This is a genomic window from Actinomadura sp. NPDC048955, from assembly GCF_040649435.1.
In the GTDB taxonomy this organism is placed as follows: domain Bacteria; phylum Actinomycetota; class Actinomycetes; order Streptosporangiales; family Streptosporangiaceae; genus Spirillospora; species Spirillospora luteofluorescens.
In genome coordinates this window covers 49,791-68,212 of the sequence record NZ_JBEZJI010000028.1, presented here as the reverse complement: position 1 = coordinate 68,212, position 18,422 = coordinate 49,791, and the positions used below count along the sequence as shown (strand labels likewise).

Genomic DNA, 18,422 nt, shown 5'->3' with positions numbered 1-18,422 from the left:
CGGCTCCCAGCTCAAAGCCCCCTTCCCAGCGCTGGAAGGGGGCTTTTGCTAACGCTCTTGCTAACAGCCGACTACGCCGCGCCGCCGATCCTGTCGGCGAAGATCGTGGCCGCTTCGGCGAGCTGCTCGCTGACGACGTGCGCGTAGACCCGGAGGGTGATCGCCGGGTCAGCGTGCCCGAGCCTCGCGGCGACGACGTGTACGGGAACGCCCGCCAGGAGCAGAGTCGTCGCGTGGACGTGGCGGAGGTCGTGGAGCCTTGCGTGGGGGAGAGGGGCGACGCCGTCCGCCGCGTTGTGCTCTTTGATCAGCGTTGCCATGAGGGACGAGACCGTGTCCGGGTGGACCGGCTCACCCCATCCCGTGGTGAACACGTGGCCGTCCTCGGTGCCTTTCCAGAACTCGCCCGCTTTGAGCTTGTCGGCGAGCTGGCGCTTGCGGTGGGCCTTGAGGACGTCGACCGTGCCGGGGTCGAGGCTCACGACGCGGGACCGGCCGCTCTTGGTCGTCCCCTCGATGCGCTCGCCGGCGACGAACCCCACCGACCCCTTGATGTGGATCGAGGCCCCGTCGAGGTCGACGTCCGGCCACCGCAGGTTGAGCAGCTCACCGCGGCGAGCACCGGTGTAGGCGGCCAGGTGGAAGAACGCCGACAACCGATGGCCCTCAGCGGAGGCGAGAAAGACCCGAAGCTGCGCAGGCGTCCAGACCTTCCCCGGCTCACCGTGATGGAGCCGAGGCCGCTTCGCGCGTTCCGTGGGGTTGGACGCGATCAGCTCATCAACCCGGACAGCGTCGCCGAATGCCTTCCGGAGCACCGAGTGCACGTGCGCGACCGTCCGAGGCGAGAGCCCCGCACCCTTTCGGCCTCCCACGGTGACGAGGTCGCGGTAGAGCTTGGTGATCTGACCGGGTCGGACGGCTTGAAGCCGCAGGCCGCCGATGTTGGGTCGGACGTGCCGGTCGATCAGATAGCGGTAGTTGGCGAGCGTCTTGGGCTTGATCTCGACCGCGTGGGCGTCGAGCCACTCGTCCAGGTACTCGCCCACGGTGATGGCGTTGCGGTCGATGTACTCGCCCCGCCGTGCCCTCACGCGTGCCTCGTCGCGGGCTTCCTTGGCGGCGTCTTCGGTCGGGAAGCCACCAACCCATTTGGGTTTCGAGATGCCTGTTTCCGGGTCCGTGACGCGGATGACGTAAGACCACGTCTTGCCGCGCTTCATCACTCCGTCACGGAGCTTGGACTTGCCGGGCCTGCGCGGCTCTTCGGGGTTGGCAAGGGCGGTCTTGGTCATCAGGCAGCCTCTTCCATCAAGGCGTTGACGTAGTCGTTCAGGGCGTTGGGCGGGATGCGCCGCGCACCGTCGATGCGGACGGAGCGGACGGCCCCGGAGGCGAGGAGTTCGTAGAGCTTGCTGCGCGAGATCGCGAGGGCTTTGGCCGCTTCGGGGACGGTCAGCAGGAGCTTGGGCACGCGAAACTCCGTTCATCGGTGGTGAGGGTCGGCATGGGCTTGCCGGTCAGGGCAGCGGTGAGGAGCGCTTCGCCGGGTGTCATCCCTTGGCCGAGGTAGCGCCAGTGCGCGACGACGAGGACCTGGTCGTCATCGAAGGGCAGACGGCCAGTCGTGATCTCGTCGTGTTGGTGCTGGTTGTGCTCGATACGTGCCGCGCGCAGCGCACCGAGGGTGGTGGAGTACCGGCGTGACTTGGTGGAGAAGTGGCCGCGGAAGCCGAGCATGTGAGCCAACTCAGCCAGCCGCAGCCCCGCGTACTCCGCGATGACGCCCAGTCGGAGGCATTCGGCGATGAGCCGCCGCGCGTGGCCGCTTACAGGAAGGTCGGCCAGGTCGTCGGTGGGTCGGATTCGGCGGTCGAGGGTTCCGACGCATTCGGCGGCTTTGGTGGCGTATTTGGCGATGTAGCCCGCCACGGCGGTATCGGTGAGTTCCCCGGAGGTGGTGATCGGTCGGACGTCGACCTGTGAGCCCCACGCGTGTGTCAGGGCCGGGACGTCTCGGGCCGCGGGGGTCGAGACGGTGACCGCGCCCGCCGCATGGTCGACGGCCGCTTTGAGGAGGCCGAGGGTGGCCCAAGCGGGCGGAGAGGCATCTGGGCCGCCGGGTCCATCGAGGCGGATGACGGCGTGGAAGTGGACAAGGCCGCGCCGCTGGTATTCGGCGACCTTGGCGAACGACACGGTCAGCACGTCCCGCAGGTCGGCCACGCGCAGGCCCGCAGACCGGGCGACGTAGCGCCGGAAGGCCAGCGCGAATCGGCGCCACAGCTCAGGAGCGTGCGCGTTCCAGAGCACCGCACCGGCGTAGTCGAAGCAGTCCGGGCAGATCGGTTGACCGAGGCGCGGGTCACCGTCGCCGTGCCGGATGGTGCAGGAGACGGGCCGCCCGTGCGGACACGTCCCGCTGTCGCGCCGGGGACGGCATGCGACCACGCCGCCGGCCTTGCCGGTGCGGCGGGAGTGGACCGGCCCGAACGAGGGCGCGGTGAGGGTGACGAAGGCCGCCGGGTGTCGGGTGACGGTGTCCGGTACGCCCTTGCCGCCGACCAGGCCCGCCCGGACGAGTTGGTAGGTGTCAGCGCGGTAGGTCTCTGCGCACGCCGGGCACCGCGACGCCCGCCGGGTTTTGCACGCTACCCGCAGCGTCCCGCCCGGCTCTTGGGCGGTGGAGTAGTGCCGGAGGATCTCGCCGGTCTGTGGGTCCAGGTGGGTGACGCGGCCCCGGAGGTGGACGGGTTGGGCACAGCCGCCGGTGGTGTGTGCGCGGCGGGCCCAGGCGCGGAAGTCGGCGCGGTTGTACCGGTTGGCCATGTCACGCGCGGCCACACCGGTGATGTGCGGGGCCGGGGCGGGATCGGGCACGATGAACGGGTCTCCTATCCGTCTGCGGATGGATCGGGTGATGGGCCCGGCGTGGCCGCACTTGCTTGCCGGCGACAGCGGCCACGCCGGGAACTACAAGGCCGAAGTGAGCCGGGCGAGCCCATCGGCAACGAGCGCCAGGCCGTGTGCGACGACGCGGACGGTTGCGGCGGCGCGCTCGGGATGCCGGACCGCGAACAGGCCCAGGACCAGCCAGAAGCAGGCGAAGGCGCAGCGGCGCAGGAACATCGGGCGGCTCCCTTCTGTCAGGTGTGGCCGTGGCCGTTGCAGTCGGGGCAGGTGGACCCGTCGGAGGCGATCCCGCCCCCGCCGCACGTCCCGCACACCCAGCCCACGACCGACCGGGAGAGCAAGGAGGGCTCCGGGTTCTGGTCGGCGGTCATCAGGCCGCACGCCTCTCGTCGCCGTCCTGGTCGGGGTCGAGGCGGATGTTGTGGCGGTAGCTGGTGTAGGCCTCGTATTCGTCCTGGCGTCGCTTGGGGACGTGGACGATGCCGTAGGTGATGCGGCCAAAGGTCTTTTCGGCGCTGTAGTGGCCGCCGTTGGCACGCTTGTCGATGACTTCGGCGCCGAGCAGCGCGGCGACCTTGTCGACCATGGCGACCGCCGCGGCCGCGTCCTCGTCGCGGGCGTAGACGTTGTACTCCCTGCCGTACTCGTTGACCGGGACGGCGGGGTTGGCCTCCAGGAAGTCGGCCAGGGCGCGCAGGCCGGCGATGGTCTGGTGGCGGGCGAACAGGTCGCCGGGCACGACGGAGGACGGCTGGCCGGTCGCGTCGGTGTGGGTGGTCATGGCGGGTTCCTCCAGGCGGGTTAGGAGACGGACGCGGTTGCGTGGGGCTGTTCGGTGCGGAGCTGGCGGAGCAGGTCGGAGGCGAGTTGGTTGGAGACGCCGAGCCGGGCGCGCAGCGCGTCCCGGGTGATCGGGCGCCCGTGGCGGCTTTCGTGCTCGGCGGCGACGCGGCGCGCGAAGTCGACCAACGGCCCCGCCGCACCGGGCGACGAAGCCGCGGCGGACGGCGGGGCGGACGGCGCCGCGGGGGACTGGTCGGCGGGGACGAGGACGGAGGTCTGGCCGTCCTGCTCCTCGCGGTCGCGGTCGCGGGGTTCGTCCTGGGCAGCAGGAACGGTGGGGTTTTCGTCCTCCCAGACCACCCACGGGGACGACGACGAGGACGAGTCGGACGAGGACGAGACGGCCGGGGCCGGGGCCGGGTCGGGACGGCCGAAGGACTCAGGGACGGGTGAGGTGTGAGCCGCCGCTGGGGTGCCGGCCTTTCGGCGCTCCAGCATCGACACCGCAACCAGAAACGCGCCCGCCGGAGTGCCCGCGGTGATCCACCCCCACACCGACGGGTCAGCTTGGGCCAGGTTGGCGGCGAGCGACAGCAAGATTCCGCCGACCAGGACCACGGTGGGCCACGTCAGCGGTCCGGTGTCGCGTCCGGTGTTCTTGTCGCGTTGGCGTTCGGCGGCGGCCATGACGCAGGTGAGGTCGATGCGCGATGGCCCACGCCATCCATCCGCGCTGTCCGTGCTCGGTGGCGGTGTCGCGGATGTGGGTGAACGATCCGGCCGCCGCGATCCCGGCCAGGACGACGACCGGCGCGGAGTCGGCCACCGCCCCGGCAAGTCGCCGCATCACGCCGCCCGCCGGGAAGTGACGAGGGCGAGCAGCGCGACCAGTTCGGCATCACAGGTGTGCGCGTCGGCCCAGGTATCGACCTCGCCGGACCGCGACGAGGTGAACGACTCGGTGCAGGAGCCACAGACCGCGACGTCCAGGCTCCACAACTCGTCCCACACGACGCGCACCGGCCGGCGGCTCGACGAGGACGAGAGGGCGGACGGCCGGGACGATGCCGGGGCCGAGGCGGACAGGACGGGGACGGGCCGAGGACGAACGGCGAGGACGCGGGTAGCCACGAGAACCTCCAGGACCGGTTTCGGACATGGGTCGGGTAGGGACGTGGCGCGATCAGGGCTCACGCCGAGCCAGGAGGGAGGGGAGGGGGTCTAGGCGGCGGGGCGGACGATCGGGGTGGAGCCGACGAGGGTCTCCCAGGCCGGGGTCAGGTGCGCGTAGTCCCGCGCGGCTTGCTCGGCTTCGTGTTCGGGGACGTAGACCGAGCGGGCCCGGTGCCACGAGCCGTCTTGCCCGGCGACGATGCACACGCCCGGAGTCTCGGCCGCGATGGCGCGGGCGGCGTCCAGCGCGGCCGGGTCGAGGTCGCCAAGCGCCATGTTCGCCGTCTCCGGGTCGTTGACCCGGTGGCACACCCGCCCCGACAACTGGGCCCGCAGCGCGGTCACGCCGGGGCCGAGGTCGGAGCCGACGCGTTGCCCGCACACGACCAGGTAGACCGCGAACGCCCGCCCGAGCTGGGCCACCCGCAGCAGGGCGGTAGCCGTCCGCGACACCTCGTCCTTCTCGCTCTTGTCGGCCATGAGGAACAGTTCGGCGACCTCGTCCACCAGGACCACGATGGGCATAGGCCGAAGATCCTCCGGCAGCGTCCACACGTTGCGCGCACCAAAGGCGCGGCAGGTGGCCATGCGGTTCTCGACCTCGCCTACCAGGTCGGCCAGCAGGTCGACGGACTCTTTGCGGGTCGTGGCCAGTGCCGAGAGGCGGGGCGCGTACGGGGTGAACTCGACCCCGCCCTTGAGGTCGAAGCCCGCCAGGGCGACCGGTTGCGGCGCCAACCCCTTGAGCAGAGCATTGGCCAGGTTCGACTTCCCCGACTGAGTCGCACCCACGTTGAGCCAGTGCGGCACGGTCCGGAAGTCGATCACCCAGTCACGGCCGTTCTCCAGCTTCCCCGGACGCACGGTCAGCAGCTCACCGGTTTCCGGCACGGTGACCACCTCGACCAGCGGATCACGCATCGTCGCCCACAAGGTGACGCGACCAGGCCGGACGTCGACCACCCGCACCGAGTGGACGCGCCAAGCGTGCGCGATCCCCTCCGCGGCCTTCTCGTAGTCGGCGGGGACTTGGCCGTCGTGCAGGCGCAGCCGCATCCGCCACCCCAGCCGGGTAGGCCGCAGCAGCCCGAGGCGGGGCGAGCGCTCGACGTCGACCCGCCGCACCCGCCGCTTGTGCTCGACTACCGTCGCAGCAGACCGGGAGGCGGGCCCGACCACGGGGATGGCGTCGAGGGTGAGGCGGAACCGGCGCCGGTTGCGGGTGAGCTTGCACCCGGAGGCGACGTGATGCCAGGTCAGGTAGACCAGCGCCGCTCGGAGCGGGAATCCGACGCCGTACCAGAACGACACCGGGTGGAACCGGCGCCAGGCCCAGAGCCCGGCCGCCGCAGCGGCCAGGACCCCGAGCACCAGGACGAAATCAGTCATGACGGCGACCCCGTTCAGGCCACGTCCGACGAAGCCGAAGCCGACCCCGAGGAGACGGGGACGACGCGAGTAGCGCGGAAGGCGACGCCCCACCGCTTCTCACCGCCGAGAACCGCCTCCCAGGGGAACGCGACCAGCCCGACCGGCGTCACGACCTCCCCGATCGTCACCGACTGGTCGCCGGTCACCGCGACGTTGAGCAGGTCGACCCGCCCCATCGCGTCGGCGGCCGACAGCCCGACCGTGAACACCGTCTGACCGTCGCGGTCCACCTTGACCTCGCCGGTCTCCTGGTTGAGCACCTTGGGACGCGGCGCGGACACGCACACGAAGGTGAGGGTGGAGACGTCGACAGGAATGTTGCGCATGCTGAGTACACCTCTCGTCCGCCTGCTGAACAGGCGTTACGGACCGAAGGGAGCACACGCCATCAGGACGAACGAGGTAGCATCGAAGCGCCAACTAGGGTGCTAACCGCATCCGGCCTGGGCGGGTCTCCCGCTCAGGCCACTTTCATTAGTGGCCTGTTTCGCCGTCCAAGAGCGGCCTTCCCGCCCCTGAAACACGAAGAGCGTTCGTGTTGGGCCTTCACCTCCATCAGGAGTGCTTCAGCGTCAACACGAACGCTACCCGGTACTCAGAGTTTCTACTAGTACTTGGAGTACTAGTAGACGTACTTTTTCTACGCGCCCACCCTCTCCGCGAGTTCTCGCAGGTCAGAGGAGGGCGGGTCCTGCATGGTCAGCAGGTCGGACACGACCTGACGCACGACCCGATGATTCCGTACCTGCTCCGGCGTGATCGACTCCGCCTCCAGCAGGGCCGCAACAGCACCATCGACCTGCCGCCGCTGGGCGTGCGCACGCGCGAGGTCGACTTGCAGCCTTGCCCGACGCTCACGGGACAACGTCGAGGTGTCAACTTCGCTCCCGGCCCGAAGAGCGTGGCCGGCGTCTCCCAGCTCTACCGCCACGGTGACCTCATGCAGGACAACGTTCGCCGGGCCGAACTCGGTGTTGTAGTCGTTGCGACCGCCTCCGAGACGTTCGGCGACCTCACGAGCCCTCGCTAGATGCGCATATGCCACGTCAGCCTGATTGAGCCGCGCCGCGGCCATAGCCCGCTGCAATGTCAGCCCGCCCCATAGGGACATGGCTTCCGGCTTGCCCTGGTCGACTAGGAACCACAGCGCATCAGTAGCCGTCCGGGCGTTCTCCTCGGCCTGGTCGAAGTGCCGCGCTCCCAGGAAGACGAACCCGAGCCGGAAGGCGCCGGCGGCCATCATCAGCGGATCACCCGCACGCTCGGCCGCAACGATGGCGCGGTCAGCGGCGATCCACGAGGCTTCCGGTTCGTTGAGCTTGGACAGGGCAGCCGAGCAGGCTTGATAGGTCGCCGCCAGCAGGTTGAACAGCTCTGCCCGCCGCTCCTCCGGCGCCGAACGCACCGCGGTTTCCAGGGCAGGCACCAGGCCCCGGAGCAGGTCAGCCAGCTCTACATAGTGGCTTTCATGCGCCAGTTCCCAAGCCCGATCCACCCGCGGCTTGATCTCCGCCGTCGGCGGGACGGGAGCCGAGTGCAGCATGGCCCGAAGCGAGTGAGCACCCGACAACACCAGGCGCAGCCCGGCCGACCCCGGCATTTCCTCACTCGACGCGGCGACAACCGGAGCTTCGGCCGCCAACTCCGAGAGCGGAAGCTCCAGCACCTCGGCGACCTTCTCCAAGACCGACATGCGGTCGACCTTGCGCACGCCGCGCTCCACCTGGGAGACCCAGGCAACGGACCGATCGATCAGCCGCGCCAGCTCAGGCTGAGACAGCCCTCGCCGCTTGCGCTCCTGAGCGATCCGTCGTCCGAGCGCCCTTTGATACTCAGTGCTCACCCTGTCGTTCCCTTGCCTACCTGTAGGCCCAACCAGTCGACCTCTACCGAGGCGAGCAGGTCATCACGGGCACCGAGGAACCGCCGGACGTGGTCCTGCTCCTCGTGCGTGTCGAAGGCCGCCCGGTCCCGGTACAGCTCATAGAAGATCCTTTGCAGCGGCTGGCCGTCGACCTTGTGCACCGCGTAGATCAGCGTGCCCGGCTCTTCCGTCTCGATCTTGCCGATCGTCTCGGACACCAGCTGGTCGAACTTACCGGCGCTCTCTACGTCCTTGCAGGTGAACCGGACCATCAAGCCGAACATCGGCACCCTCCTTCGTTGCCTCTACGAGATCAGTACTTATTGTGCGGCGCAAGTACGCGAAGTGACTTGTACTTGAAGTACTGTACCCGTACTTTGAATACCAATCTAGGTTGATGGGGCTCTGACCAGCAAGATCACCGCGATGAGCTGGCCGATCAACCTCGCGGTAGACCGTCCGAAGGAACCCTTATGCCCGTTCCCCCAGACGCCCCGACGCCGGACGCGACAGACATCCACCCACGTCCACCAGGCGGCAACCCACGCGAATGGCGAGACGCAGCACTCGCCTTGATAGCCGCCCTGGATCAGCGCGGCTTAACAGCCAAGCCATGGGGACACGCCGCGGTGATGGCCGTGAACCTGGCTGGCGAGCCGGCACCCGACAACGCCCTGGGCCAGGCGCTGAGCCCAGGCCTACGCCAGGAAGTCAGATGCCACCCGCACGCCCCCGACTGCGAGCTGTGGTGGCACTGGGTCTGGTCCGGCCCGACCCGCGGATCCGAGCCAGAGCTGGAACCGTTGTGCCCGCTGTGGGAGACCGAGCTGGCCGCCGACCGCATCGGGCGCGTCCTTGCCCTCACCAAGGAGAGCGACGCATGATCGACGAATCCGCCGTCACCCTACGTCTATGGGGACGCCGAGCCCGCCGCTTCGTCCGCTGGTTCGCCACCAGAGACCGCCAAGACCGCAAGGCCATGTGGCACCTAGACCGCCTCGCCGAAGCACTCGCCGCCCATGGATGGCGCACAAGACGACGCTTCCACGTCTCCCCGGCAACACTGCGCGTCGGCCCCACCAAACACGCGCCGGCCACCGAGGAACTCAGCGCCACCCACTTCGGCCGCTGGGTCTACCTCACACGCAGCAGCGCCCAACCCATCCCCTGCGCCAACCTGGACCAGGCGGTCACCGAGGTCGAGCGCATCCTTCGGGGTCAGCTCCGCGAGCCGAGCCCCCGAAAGGCCCGACGGCATGAGCGGCAACGCTGAGACCAGGCGGGCCGCCCGCGTCCTCACAGAGATGTTCCCCGGGGTCCAAGCCTGGTACGGCGAGGCGACGGGGGAATGGTGGGCGATGATCTCGCTACCGACCGGGGACCGCCTACTCTCGGCCCCCGACGTTCACCAACTGCGCGAGCAGATCACCCTCACGAAGGCGTGGCCATGGCATCAGAGGTGAACGCCCCCGACCACTCCCCACACCACCCAGGCATCACCACGAGATGCCCGACGACCTGTCTCGGCGTCCACACAGTCGGCGACATGGTCGCCCTCCTCAGCGCAGCCGCCCGCATGGCTCGGCCAGACATCACCGACCCTGACGACGGGCAGCACGACCGGCACACGGAGGCTTGCCCCCTGTCCTGCCTTCACCTGTCCGTCAGAGTCATCAACGCCCTGAAGTACGCCGACACCCCACCGCGGACCATCGGCGCTCTACTCCGCATGATCCGAACCGACCAACTGACCGAGGTCCGCAACATCGGCCGCCGCAGCCTCGCAGAGGTCCACCAGGCCCTCACCGCTACAGGCTTCGACGTCCGCCACACCAACCTGCTCTAGATCCGCACCCGGCCCCTGAGCTGCCGCCCCAAGGTTCCTGACCAGGCAACTCAGGGGCCGACGCATGTCCAGAAGCCAAGATCATCAGAGGGCACCGCCCGCCGGATGAGAACTTTCTCTACGTCTTCAAGGGCGCCCGCTTCGCGGCCGCCGCCGGTCGGTCCGGGCCGGGCATGCGGCCTCTTCGGGCCGACCCGCCCCGGCCGACCGGCCTCACTTAACAGATCAGCTGATCTGCAAGGTATATCGGGTGCACCGGGTAGACCGGGCCAGCCACAATCCTTCTGTGGATCGGCTGCTCACTTGTTAGAATCGCGAAACGCTCGGCACAGCAGGGGCAAGGAGGCCGTCAGGACGTGGCCGATCCAGTGGAGCTAATGCTCAATGACCTCACACAGAAGTATGAAGAGGAATCCGTCTCGGAAGCCTTTCTGCGCTTGTACACCGAGGATGAAAAGTTTGGCCGAATATTTGCGAAACTTCATGAGCAATTGAATGAGCATTTCATTGCGATAAATGACAGGGCTAGATCCAGTCGCCACTACTGGGCCGCCAACAGTCGAGAATTCATTGCGCTTATAGATGAATTGAATGAAACAATGTCGACACTGCGTCGAGCTGGAGTGGATGTCACTTTCGCCAAGAGCTACGAGACAGGCGTGCGGCGTTGCAAGCCGTGGCTTTCGATGACTTACGGAAGTGAAGTACCGGAAGGCTTTAGGTCAGTCGAGATAATAAGATACGAGCCAGTCTTCACTCGTCCGGAAACGATGATCATGCTCAAGAAGCAGAGCATGACAGCGAAGCTCCAAAAAGTCGGAGAAGGATCCTATGCCAAGGTTTTCTCCTTCATAGACCCAGACTACGGCATAAAATTCGCCTTGAAGTGCGCCAAAAAGACATAGGTGAGCGAGATCTGTTTCGTTTTAAGGAAGAATTCAATATTCTAAAAAGGCTGAGCTTTCCGTACATTGTGGAAGCTTATCAGTATGACGAAAGTCGCAATCAGTACAAGATGGAGTTCTGCGACGAGACGCTCCGAGAGTACATCCGCCAGCGGCACAGCATACTAAGCTTCGCTACGCGTAAGCGCATCGCTCTACAGTTCCTCTATGGCATTAATTACATCCATAGCCAAAACTTGCTACACCGCGATCTTAGTCTTCAGAACGTTCTTCTGAAAGTTTACGCAAGCAATGCTGTATTGGTGAAGCTTTCTGATTTTGGCTTGGCCAAGGATCGTGCATCAGAGTTCACTCGGACGCAGACCGGGATGCGCGGCACAATACTCGACCCAATGCTTGCTAGCTTCAAAGATTACAGCGTTTCCAATGAAGTGTACTCGATCGGTTGGATACTGCACTATATCTTCACGAATAAGGAGTCGCTATCAAGTGACGCCGATCCTATAAGTCAAATTACTCTGAAGTGCACCACTAATGATATCGCACAGCGATATTTGGACGTAGGTGCAATCATCATGGATGTTGAGCGACTCGAAGCTTCTCCAGGCGATGCCACGGCCTGAAAGTCCTTGGTAGTACCGCATACGATCCTCTGTCTCTATTGCGGCCCTCAGCTTTCAGTGCTCAAGACGTGGCAGATGCCCGCATAAAGCTGTCTGTCAGGCCGTCTCGCCGTTCGCGCGGTCGTATCCTCCGGGAGTGGCGCGCACACTAGGGCAATGGCTAACAGCGGAGTCGAATGATCTGGACCCGAAATTTAGCATGACTTAGATGCTCTCATCTTGACGATTGCGCAATCTTCTGAAGCTCCGCTCTAGCTCTTCGAGGCGACGCTTGGCTTCACGTGTAAGCCAATCATAAGTATGTATTTCGATCCTGTGATCGTAGCCGAGCTGCCTTATCTGCTCAGAGTCTGCTGTGCTTAGATCTTGTTCTCTGCCGATTATCAAAAGCCCTGTGGCCTTATCGTCGATGTCACTGAGACCAAGACCATGTTGTGTGCGATCTCTGCGAGCGTAGTCCCTGTTTGCTGATAGCCAGCGGCGCCACTCAAGAATCTGACGGATTCCTTCGTCTAGCTGTTCGCTAGGTCTCCGCACATTAGTGAAGAACTTCACTTTTGGGCTCTGGAGTTCGACCAGTGTCCAACTGAAACCGGCGCTGAACCTCTCCAGGGTAACAAAATCGGGGATGAACTCGGCACCGAGTCGCTTTTGTGGTATCACCCACCTGCCGTGGCCGCCGCCAAGGTGTTGGACGAGAAAGATGGGGTGGTCCTGTAGCCACCTTTGTAGGGGACGTTCACTCTCCGATGATTCAAGAATCTGCTCGAAAGCAGAAATCTCGCCCTGCCGGATATCATCCCAAGGAACATAGAAGTCGCGTAGTGGGTCATTGGCCCGCCGTTCTTCAAATACATCCTTGATGGGGCGCGCCTTCAAGGAGTTGTTCGAGGTGAGCAACTCGTCTTCATTATCGCTCAAATCATTTCACCCTTCACAAAGTCTTCCTGGAGCGCTGTGTCTATCTAGAACGGAACATTAAGGTGACCGCGACCTCAGACCGGTTGAGCGTAAGCGAAGCGAGGGCCTCGCGGCCCCTAGCCTTCAAGCTGAAGGATACTCCCGCGCGAATCCGTCCGTATCAGAACGCTTGACTCATGTCCCGTGATCGAGCTTTGAGGCGGTCGCCGTGCGTGGCTAAACGAGGTGAGGGCGAGGGGCTCCCTGCTGACACGCCACTTCCGGGGCCTGGTGCCGTAGCCAGCCCTCCGCTCCGGGCCGACTTGTCCACGAATCGAGTGGTGTTCGGTCCTACTCCAGCGGCCGTCCCTTAGCAGGCGGCGGACACGCGGGCGTTGCTCATCGCCCGCGCCCAGTGACGGCGCGCCGGCCAACACGAGCGACATGTTCGGCGGTTGAAACAGCGACGGTCGATGAGCCGACTGGTGACGGCGACATTGACGGCAACGACGGGCCACGGACGCACCTCAGGCACCGTCCTACCTCGGTAGACGCCACCGCAGGGTGGTGGCGATTTCTGAGAGGCAGACGGTCAACGGCCCGAGCCCCAGACCGGTTGAACGTGCGCGAAGCGGGGGCCTCGCGGCCCCCAGCCCCCCGCGGGCCGGAGGGCACGCCCGCGCGAAGCGGTCTGTCACACCGTCTCGTCGCTCGCGCGAGCGCACCCTCCGGGACGGGGGTGGGTGCTAACGGTTGTGCTAACAACAGGGTCGGATGATCTTGGACGGGTGTGGACGTCCGGGCGGTTGCGGCGCTGGTCAACGGGCACGTGGGGACATGCCTGGACGGGTCTGATCTCGCTTGTAAACAGATGGGCCAGGCGAGCCTGAACCAGGGGCCTGCGCCAACCTGGCTCCCTTGGGTCGGAGCCCACATCATGCTTCGCCTGAGCTATCTTCAGGGCGTGGACGAGGCTGAGGTGAGCGGCCATGCCTGGCGCGATGGTGTGCGCCGGCGGATCACCACTGAGCAGGACCAGGCGGCCTTAGCTCCTCTCATCGAGTACGACGCCGATCCGTTCGAAGTGGAGTTGTACGAGACCGCTTCCGACCCACAGGTCGTTTTCATCGACCGCGCCCAACGCCGCCGGGCAGGCCAGCACGAGCGGCATGTCCGGCGACTGCGAAGCCGAAGGCAGGATCGCCACGGGTGACAGTGACAGCAACAGCAGGCACCAGCGCCAGCCACAGGCGCACGCTGGCAGCCGGTCAGCCTCGGGCGATGCTCGCGCGCCAGGAGTGTTGCTATAGCTGAAAAGCGGAAGGTCAGCGCCTCGTTCCTCGTCTCTGGCATCAAGATTGTTAGGAAGGTAGCCGTGCCCTGGATTCTGACGCGCCTTCCAGAAGGTCACGCCGCACTGCGGACGTGTACTCCTGGATAAGTGCTTTCCACTGGTCCAGGTCCAGTCGTTCACCCTCGTCCATGACGGTATCAATTAGACGCAGTAGCCTTCCCGCGATACTGACCACCTCCTCTGAGCCGACATGCCACAGAGGCACGAGTGCAGCCCAGACTTCGTTCCTTCTCTCCCTGATCTGCGTGGTTCCGTCCTCGTTATCGCTATCGGTTCTCTCGCCCCTCCTGATCGTGGAACGAGCGTGACCTACGGCCAGGTGAAAGTCGGCATATGCTGCGCGGCGCTCTTGGTGCAGGCGATAGCGATCTTCACGTTGATAGTTTTCCAACCGGCTGTGCCGAGCTTCGACCGCCTGCCAGCGATGACCGAGTAACCTGACTTGGCTCAAATTAGTGCGCACCGCGGTCGTGGATGCGGGTGAGGGCATCGCGGAGGTCGTCGGGTAGCGGGTCGACGGCGGTGAGGGTGTGCTCACCGGCCTGGATGTTGATGGTGCGGTAGCGGCGGGTGGTGCGCACGAACTTCTTGATCGACCAGCCGGTGGTCTGCTCGATCCACCTGCTGACGGCCAGGGCGGCGAACACGACCGTCAGGTGCGCGTCGATCGACTCGCGCTTGTGGTGGTAAATCGGCCGCGCACGTAGGTCGTGTTTAGACATTCGGAACGACTTTTCGATGTGGAACAGTCGGTGGTAGGCGTCGATCACGAACTCGGCGGTGACGTCCGGGAGGTTGGTGACGTAGCCTTTGAGGCCGGCAAGGGCGCGTGCCTTGGCTTCCAGGGTCCGGTTGACACTCTTGGTGGCGCCGGTGAGCTGGATGAACCGGTTGCGTTTGACCGCGGTCTTGCCGGCGACGGCCTGCTCGGCCTTGGCGACCTGTTCGTCGATGCCGTGCAGGGTGCGCCGAGCCCGGTCCGCCCGGTACTGGTAGTAGATGATCTGGTCGCGGGGCTGGTCCTTGGGGCCGGCAGGCCAGGGCTGGGTGAAGATGTGCCCGTCGGGGATCTGCTCATCCGGGTGCTCGTGGCGCCACGCCTGGACCACGTACGGCACGTCGGGTATCCGCGCGCCGAGGATGAACGACAACCCCGCGGCCTCGATGGCCTGCTGGTTGGCCGCAGAGATCATGCCAGCGTCGGCCACGACCGTGACATCAGCCAGCTGGTGGGCATCCATGAACGCACGGATGGTCGGCAGCATCGTAGTGGTCTCGCCCCGGTTGCCCTCGAACGCGTTAGCCATCAACGGAAACCCGCTTGCGTCGGTGAGCAGCCCGATCGTGATCTGCGGCTCCAGGCGGCGTTCTTTGGAGAACCCGGGCTCACGGAACCCGTCCCCGGCATCGGTCTCGAAGTACAAGGTGGACACATCGTAGAGAACCAGTGACGCCGGCCCCAGATCAGCGGTGCGGGCGCACGCCGCGGCCAACTTCTGCCGCCAGGACTCTTTCGCGAACGCGGGCAGATGCCGCTTGAGGGTCGCGTACGCCAGCGGGTCGAAACCTGCCTCCTCGACCACCCGCAGACTGTCCAGCTTGCTGGTCGGCTCGACGATCCGTGCCAGCACCAGTAATCGGAACACCTCGTCACCACCAGCGGCCTCCTCGAACCCCAACAGCTGGTAGGCGTGGCCGAGCGCGTCCCACAGGTACCCCATCCGCGACGACGTGATCGCAAGGGGCCCACCACCAGCACCACTGCCGGCCTGCAACGCCGCGAAGTCCGGGCCAAAGTCGAGCTCGGGCTGCCCCACAGCCAGACGCTGCCTCGCCACCGCCTTGAGCGCCTCCAACGCCGCATCGTCATGCGCCGAGCCGATGTGCTCGATGTCCCGCGACCCGCGACGCGAGGAGTGCACGATCTGCACCGCCCTGGCCCCCGACGCCGTCTTCACCGTGCGCACATACGCCACGAGAGACAGCCTAGAACCGGCCGCTTAGTGCGCAGATTTTCGCCGTTCACACGACGAAACCTCAGCTCAACAGCCAGCAACCTAACCAAGATCAGCGATCTTGAGCCAAAAGTCAGGTAAGGTGACGGAATGGTCATGCGGGTGGCGGTTCCCGTGCTGCCGTGCCGAGATGTGCAGGCAGCACGGTCGTACTTCACGGACGTGCTCGGATTCGACACCATATTCACCTGGGAGACCCCACCTAGCTACGCGGCCGTGATCCGCGACACCGCCGAGTTCCACCTGTACGCCGAAAGCAGCGTCGGCCCGGCCAGGGTGACGGTTGTCGTCGACGACGTCGATTCCTGCCACGACGAGCTGCGCGCCCGCGGCGCCGACATCGTCGAGCCACTGGCTGACCGGCCCTACGGGATGCGCGACTTCAACGTACGGACACCCGATGGGCACTTGTTGATCTTTAGCCAGCCGCTTACCGAGTACGGGTGACCATCAGCGGACCAGCCGGAAGAATGACCGGACCTCGTCGACGAACAACGCCGGCTGCTCGAACGCCGCGAAGTGGCCGCCCTTGCCGGGCTCGTTCCAGTACCGGATGTTCGGGAACCGGCGCTCCGCCCACCGCCGAGACGGGCGCTGCAGCTCCTTGGGGAAGACCGAACAGCCGGTGGGTACGGTCACCGGCGCGCCGGCCGACCCGGAGATCTATTCGTTGACCTGCCGGAGGCTTTCCCAGTACAGCCGGGCGGATGAGGCACCGGTGCCGGGCAGCCAGTAGAGCATCAGGTTGTCGAGCAGCTCATCCCGGGTAATAACCCGATGCAGGTCGCCACCGGAGTCGGTCCACGACCAGAACTTCTCGACGATCCAGGCGCAGAGGGCGGCCGGCGAGTCGACCAGCCCGTAGCCGACCGTCTGCGGCCGGGTCGACTGCTGCCCGAGTATCCGGAGCCCCATTCGTCCGCCTCCCGCAGTGTCGCGAGCGCCGCCCGCTCGGCACCGGTGAGGTCGTCCAACGTGGCCGGATCGGGCGGTGCGAGCGGCGGCATGAGATGGATGCCGGCGACCCGATCGGGTTGCCGTTGACCGATGCTCGTGGCGATGCTGGTGCCCCAGTCGCTGCCCTGGGCGCCGAACCGCCGGTAGCCGAGCCGGGCCATCAGCTCGCACCACGCGTCGGATATCCGCTCGATCCCCCACCCCGGCGCGGCCGGCTTGTCGCTGAAGCCGTAACCGGGAAGCGATGGGCAGACCCCTAGAACCGCGGCCGCTTAGTGCGCAGATTTTCGCCGTTCACACGACGAAACCGCAGCTCAACAGCCAGCACCCTACCCAAGATCAGCGATCTTGAGCCAAGCCAGGTCGTGGAACGAGCGTGACCTACGGCCAGGTGAAAGTCGGCATATGCTGCGCGGCGCTCTTGGTGCAGGCGATAGCGATCTTCACGTTGATAGTTTTCCAACCGGCTGTGCCGAGCTTCGACCGCCTGCCAGCGATGACCGAGTAATGTCCCTACGATCGCCAGCAGCCCGCCGAGCCCGGTTAGTGCAAGGGACTGGAGCATGAGGGTCTCTCCGCTCAACCGGAGCCGCAGGGTGCTGTCCATATCGGACTCGGCTGAAGCCGTTGGCGTTCCAGGCCGATGTAAAGCTCGGCTCTATGCGTGCCGAAGTCCGCGGGTGGAGTGGCGTAGGTGCAGGTCAGGGGAGTTTTGCGGTGGGGCTGGAAGATCGTCTGCCCAGTCGGGCAGACCCGCCCGGCAACACTGGTGAGCCCAGTCCTCAGAGGCCGGCGGGGCCGTGAGCTGGCGAGGAGTACAGCACGGAAGTACTGCAACAGAGGCTTACGACTGCTGGCACCAACGACCAGGCGCACACAGGTTGACCTGTGGTGATGACAGTAATCGAAGAGCGGCCGGTCTCTTGTAAATAGATGGTTAGGGCTCGAGTCTCCTCGTCGGCTCCCAGTTCCAAGCCCCCTTTCATGCCTTGGAAGGGGCTTTTGGAAGCGACGGTTTACGCCACGCCACCGGCCCTGCCGCGAAAACTGCGGACGCTTCCGCTTGCTGCTTGCTGCTTGCTGCGGAGCGCCTGCTCCTCACACCACCCGGGCATCGCCACGCGATGCCCGGCAACCTGTCTCGGCGTCTACACAGTCGGAGTCCCGGTCGGCCTCCTCGGCACAGCCGCCCACACAGCCGTGCCTGACATCTCCAAACCTGACGAATCCCGGCAGCACTACCGGACGGAGGACTGCCCTCTGTCCTGCCTTCACCTGTCTGTCAGAGTCGCCAACGCCCCCGGGGTCGCGGCTGCCTGATCCCAGGGGCATCGTGGACCCGGGGTGGCCGCTGCGATGCCGTTCTACCTGATGCTGGGGTGGGTCCCCGTCGCCGGAGCGGCACTGTTGATCGTCTGGGCTGGCCTTTGGCGGGGTGTCGGTGGCCTGTGGACTTGGATGATCGAAACGGTGTCGCACGTCGTGGTGGCCGCCTCGGTCCCTGTGGGTGGCGGTGTTCGAACTATCGGTCGGCTTTGGAGCGCTGACCGGGGGTGTCATCGGCGACTCGAATGCGGGCTTCGGCGGTTCGGCGGCTGGCTTGGGGATGTCGGTGGCGAGGGTGGCGATCGTCATCTGAGGAGGCCGTCTGAATCCTC

At 65.7% G+C, this 18,422-nt stretch carries 26 protein-coding genes and 1 pseudogene; 8 read left to right on the top strand and 19 right to left on the bottom strand.

Annotation, left to right across the window (positions count from 1 at the left end):
* Positions 1 to 71: 71 nt before the first annotated feature.
* The 13 genes from AB0C84_RS25365 to AB0C84_RS25305 form a co-directional block, all read right to left on the bottom strand.
* Entirely contained in the window at positions 72 to 1,295 is a 1,224-nt protein-coding gene (locus AB0C84_RS25365) for a tyrosine-type recombinase/integrase (protein WP_361070816.1), read from the bottom strand.
* Positions 1,295 to 1,474 (bottom strand): helix-turn-helix domain-containing protein, encoded by a 180-nt coding sequence (locus AB0C84_RS25360; RefSeq protein WP_361070813.1) that lies wholly within the window; start codon positions 1,472 to 1,474, stop codon positions 1,295 to 1,297. Before AB0C84_RS25360 ends, AB0C84_RS25365 begins: the two co-directional genes overlap by 1 nt.
* A complete protein-coding gene (locus AB0C84_RS25355; protein WP_361070810.1) occupies positions 1,456 to 2,880 on the bottom strand; it encodes a replication initiator in 1,425 nt (474 codons plus the stop codon). Before AB0C84_RS25355 ends, AB0C84_RS25360 begins: the two co-directional genes overlap by 19 nt.
* 93 nt (positions 2,881 to 2,973) lie before the next feature.
* Positions 2,974 to 3,129: a hypothetical protein gene (locus tag AB0C84_RS25350; RefSeq protein WP_361070807.1), complete on the bottom strand. Its 156-nt coding sequence runs from the start codon at positions 3,127 to 3,129 to the stop codon at positions 2,974 to 2,976.
* Positions 3,130 to 3,146: 17 nt separating this feature from the next.
* Positions 3,147 to 3,284, bottom strand: a complete 138-nt coding sequence (locus tag AB0C84_RS25345) for a hypothetical protein (RefSeq protein ID WP_361070804.1) — start codon at positions 3,282 to 3,284, stop codon at positions 3,147 to 3,149.
* Positions 3,284 to 3,694 carry a hypothetical protein gene (locus tag AB0C84_RS25340; RefSeq protein WP_361070801.1) on the bottom strand — a complete coding sequence of 137 codons (411 nt, stop codon included), beginning with the start codon at positions 3,692 to 3,694 and terminating at the stop codon, positions 3,284 to 3,286. The genes AB0C84_RS25345 and AB0C84_RS25340 overlap by 1 nt, the downstream gene beginning before the upstream one ends.
* Before the next feature lie 20 nt (positions 3,695 to 3,714).
* Entirely contained in the window at positions 3,715 to 4,314 is a 600-nt protein-coding gene (locus tag AB0C84_RS25335; protein ID WP_361070798.1) for a hypothetical protein, read from the bottom strand.
* On the bottom strand, positions 4,259 to 4,543 hold the full coding sequence (locus AB0C84_RS25330) for a DUF2637 domain-containing protein (protein ID WP_361070795.1): 285 nt from the start codon (positions 4,541 to 4,543) through the stop codon (positions 4,259 to 4,261). Before AB0C84_RS25330 ends, AB0C84_RS25335 begins: the two co-directional genes overlap by 56 nt.
* Positions 4,543 to 4,827 (bottom strand): hypothetical protein, encoded by a 285-nt coding sequence (locus tag AB0C84_RS25325; protein ID WP_361070792.1) that lies wholly within the window; start codon positions 4,825 to 4,827, stop codon positions 4,543 to 4,545. Before AB0C84_RS25325 ends, AB0C84_RS25330 begins: the two co-directional genes overlap by 1 nt.
* Before the next feature lie 90 nt (positions 4,828 to 4,917).
* On the bottom strand, positions 4,918 to 6,258 hold the full coding sequence (locus tag AB0C84_RS25320) for an FtsK/SpoIIIE domain-containing protein (RefSeq protein WP_361070789.1): 1,341 nt from the start codon (positions 6,256 to 6,258) through the stop codon (positions 4,918 to 4,920).
* A 14-nt stretch (positions 6,259 to 6,272) separates the two neighbouring features.
* Entirely contained in the window at positions 6,273 to 6,626 is a 354-nt protein-coding gene (locus tag AB0C84_RS25315) for a hypothetical protein (protein ID WP_361070786.1), read from the bottom strand.
* A 314-nt stretch (positions 6,627 to 6,940) separates the two neighbouring features.
* Complete coding sequence (locus tag AB0C84_RS25310; RefSeq protein ID WP_361070783.1) at positions 6,941 to 8,143, bottom strand: helix-turn-helix transcriptional regulator; 1,203 nt, start codon at positions 8,141 to 8,143, stop codon at positions 6,941 to 6,943.
* Positions 8,140 to 8,448 carry an antibiotic biosynthesis monooxygenase gene (locus AB0C84_RS25305; protein WP_361070780.1) on the bottom strand — a complete coding sequence of 103 codons (309 nt, stop codon included), beginning with the start codon at positions 8,446 to 8,448 and terminating at the stop codon, positions 8,140 to 8,142. The genes AB0C84_RS25310 and AB0C84_RS25305 overlap by 4 nt, the downstream gene beginning before the upstream one ends.
* Positions 8,449 to 8,802: 354 nt before the next feature.
* Here AB0C84_RS25305 and AB0C84_RS25300 point away from each other — a divergent pair, with 354 nt between their 5' ends.
* From AB0C84_RS25300 to AB0C84_RS25275, 6 genes are all read left to right on the top strand, one after another.
* On the top strand, positions 8,803 to 9,048 hold the full coding sequence (locus AB0C84_RS25300; RefSeq protein WP_361070777.1) for a hypothetical protein: 246 nt from the start codon (positions 8,803 to 8,805) through the stop codon (positions 9,046 to 9,048).
* A complete protein-coding gene (locus tag AB0C84_RS25295) occupies positions 9,045 to 9,437 on the top strand; it encodes a hypothetical protein (protein ID WP_361070774.1) in 393 nt (130 codons plus the stop codon). The genes AB0C84_RS25300 and AB0C84_RS25295 overlap by 4 nt, the downstream gene beginning before the upstream one ends.
* Complete coding sequence (locus tag AB0C84_RS25290) at positions 9,421 to 9,627, top strand: hypothetical protein (RefSeq protein ID WP_361070771.1); 207 nt, start codon at positions 9,421 to 9,423, stop codon at positions 9,625 to 9,627. The genes AB0C84_RS25295 and AB0C84_RS25290 overlap by 17 nt, the downstream gene beginning before the upstream one ends.
* Complete coding sequence (locus tag AB0C84_RS25285) at positions 9,612 to 10,010, top strand: DNA-directed RNA polymerase subunit alpha C-terminal domain-containing protein (RefSeq protein WP_361070768.1); 399 nt, start codon at positions 9,612 to 9,614, stop codon at positions 10,008 to 10,010. The genes AB0C84_RS25290 and AB0C84_RS25285 overlap by 16 nt, the downstream gene beginning before the upstream one ends.
* A gap of 356 nt (positions 10,011 to 10,366) precedes the next feature.
* On the top strand, positions 10,367 to 10,915 hold the full coding sequence (locus tag AB0C84_RS25280) for a hypothetical protein (protein WP_361070765.1): 549 nt from the start codon (positions 10,367 to 10,369) through the stop codon (positions 10,913 to 10,915).
* On the top strand, positions 10,897 to 11,538 hold the full coding sequence (locus AB0C84_RS25275) for a protein kinase family protein (protein WP_361070762.1): 642 nt from the start codon (positions 10,897 to 10,899) through the stop codon (positions 11,536 to 11,538). Before AB0C84_RS25280 ends, AB0C84_RS25275 begins: the two co-directional genes overlap by 19 nt.
* A gap of 204 nt (positions 11,539 to 11,742) precedes the next feature.
* Here AB0C84_RS25275 and AB0C84_RS25270 read toward each other — a convergent pair whose 3' ends face one another.
* Positions 11,743 to 12,459: a Shedu anti-phage system protein SduA domain-containing protein gene (locus tag AB0C84_RS25270; protein ID WP_361070759.1), complete on the bottom strand. Its 717-nt coding sequence runs from the start codon at positions 12,457 to 12,459 to the stop codon at positions 11,743 to 11,745.
* Between the two features lie 943 nt (positions 12,460 to 13,402).
* Here AB0C84_RS25270 and AB0C84_RS25265 point away from each other — a divergent pair.
* Positions 13,403 to 13,651: a hypothetical protein gene (locus AB0C84_RS25265; RefSeq protein ID WP_361070756.1), complete on the top strand. Its 249-nt coding sequence runs from the start codon at positions 13,403 to 13,405 to the stop codon at positions 13,649 to 13,651.
* A 593-nt stretch (positions 13,652 to 14,244) separates the two neighbouring features.
* On the opposite strand, the gene AB0C84_RS25260 is transcribed toward AB0C84_RS25265, so the two are convergent.
* Positions 14,245 to 15,723 (bottom strand): IS1634 family transposase, encoded by a 1,479-nt coding sequence (locus tag AB0C84_RS25260; RefSeq protein ID WP_361070947.1) that lies wholly within the window; start codon positions 15,721 to 15,723, stop codon positions 14,245 to 14,247.
* 174 nt (positions 15,724 to 15,897) lie between these two features.
* Between AB0C84_RS25260 and AB0C84_RS25255 the strand changes: the two genes are divergently transcribed.
* Positions 15,898 to 16,254 carry a VOC family protein gene (locus AB0C84_RS25255; RefSeq protein WP_053731577.1) on the top strand — a complete coding sequence of 119 codons (357 nt, stop codon included), beginning with the start codon at positions 15,898 to 15,900 and terminating at the stop codon, positions 16,252 to 16,254.
* 3 nt (positions 16,255 to 16,257) lie between these two features.
* Here AB0C84_RS25255 and AB0C84_RS25250 read toward each other — a convergent pair whose 3' ends face one another.
* From AB0C84_RS25250 to AB0C84_RS25235, 4 genes and pseudogenes are all read right to left on the bottom strand, one after another.
* Positions 16,258 to 16,446 carry a hypothetical protein gene (locus AB0C84_RS25250; protein WP_207709950.1) on the bottom strand — a complete coding sequence of 63 codons (189 nt, stop codon included), beginning with the start codon at positions 16,444 to 16,446 and terminating at the stop codon, positions 16,258 to 16,260.
* A gap of 24 nt (positions 16,447 to 16,470) precedes the next feature.
* Complete coding sequence (locus AB0C84_RS25245) at positions 16,471 to 16,722, bottom strand: hypothetical protein (RefSeq protein WP_361070753.1); 252 nt, start codon at positions 16,720 to 16,722, stop codon at positions 16,471 to 16,473.
* Positions 16,723 to 16,772: 50 nt separating this feature from the next.
* Positions 16,773 to 17,006, bottom strand: a pseudogene (locus AB0C84_RS25240) (alpha/beta fold hydrolase); the annotation flags it as partial.
* 14 nt (positions 17,007 to 17,020) lie between these two features.
* Positions 17,021 to 17,371 (bottom strand): hypothetical protein, encoded by a 351-nt coding sequence (locus tag AB0C84_RS25235; RefSeq protein WP_361070750.1) that lies wholly within the window; start codon positions 17,369 to 17,371, stop codon positions 17,021 to 17,023.
* Positions 17,372 to 18,422 lie beyond the last annotated feature (1,051 nt).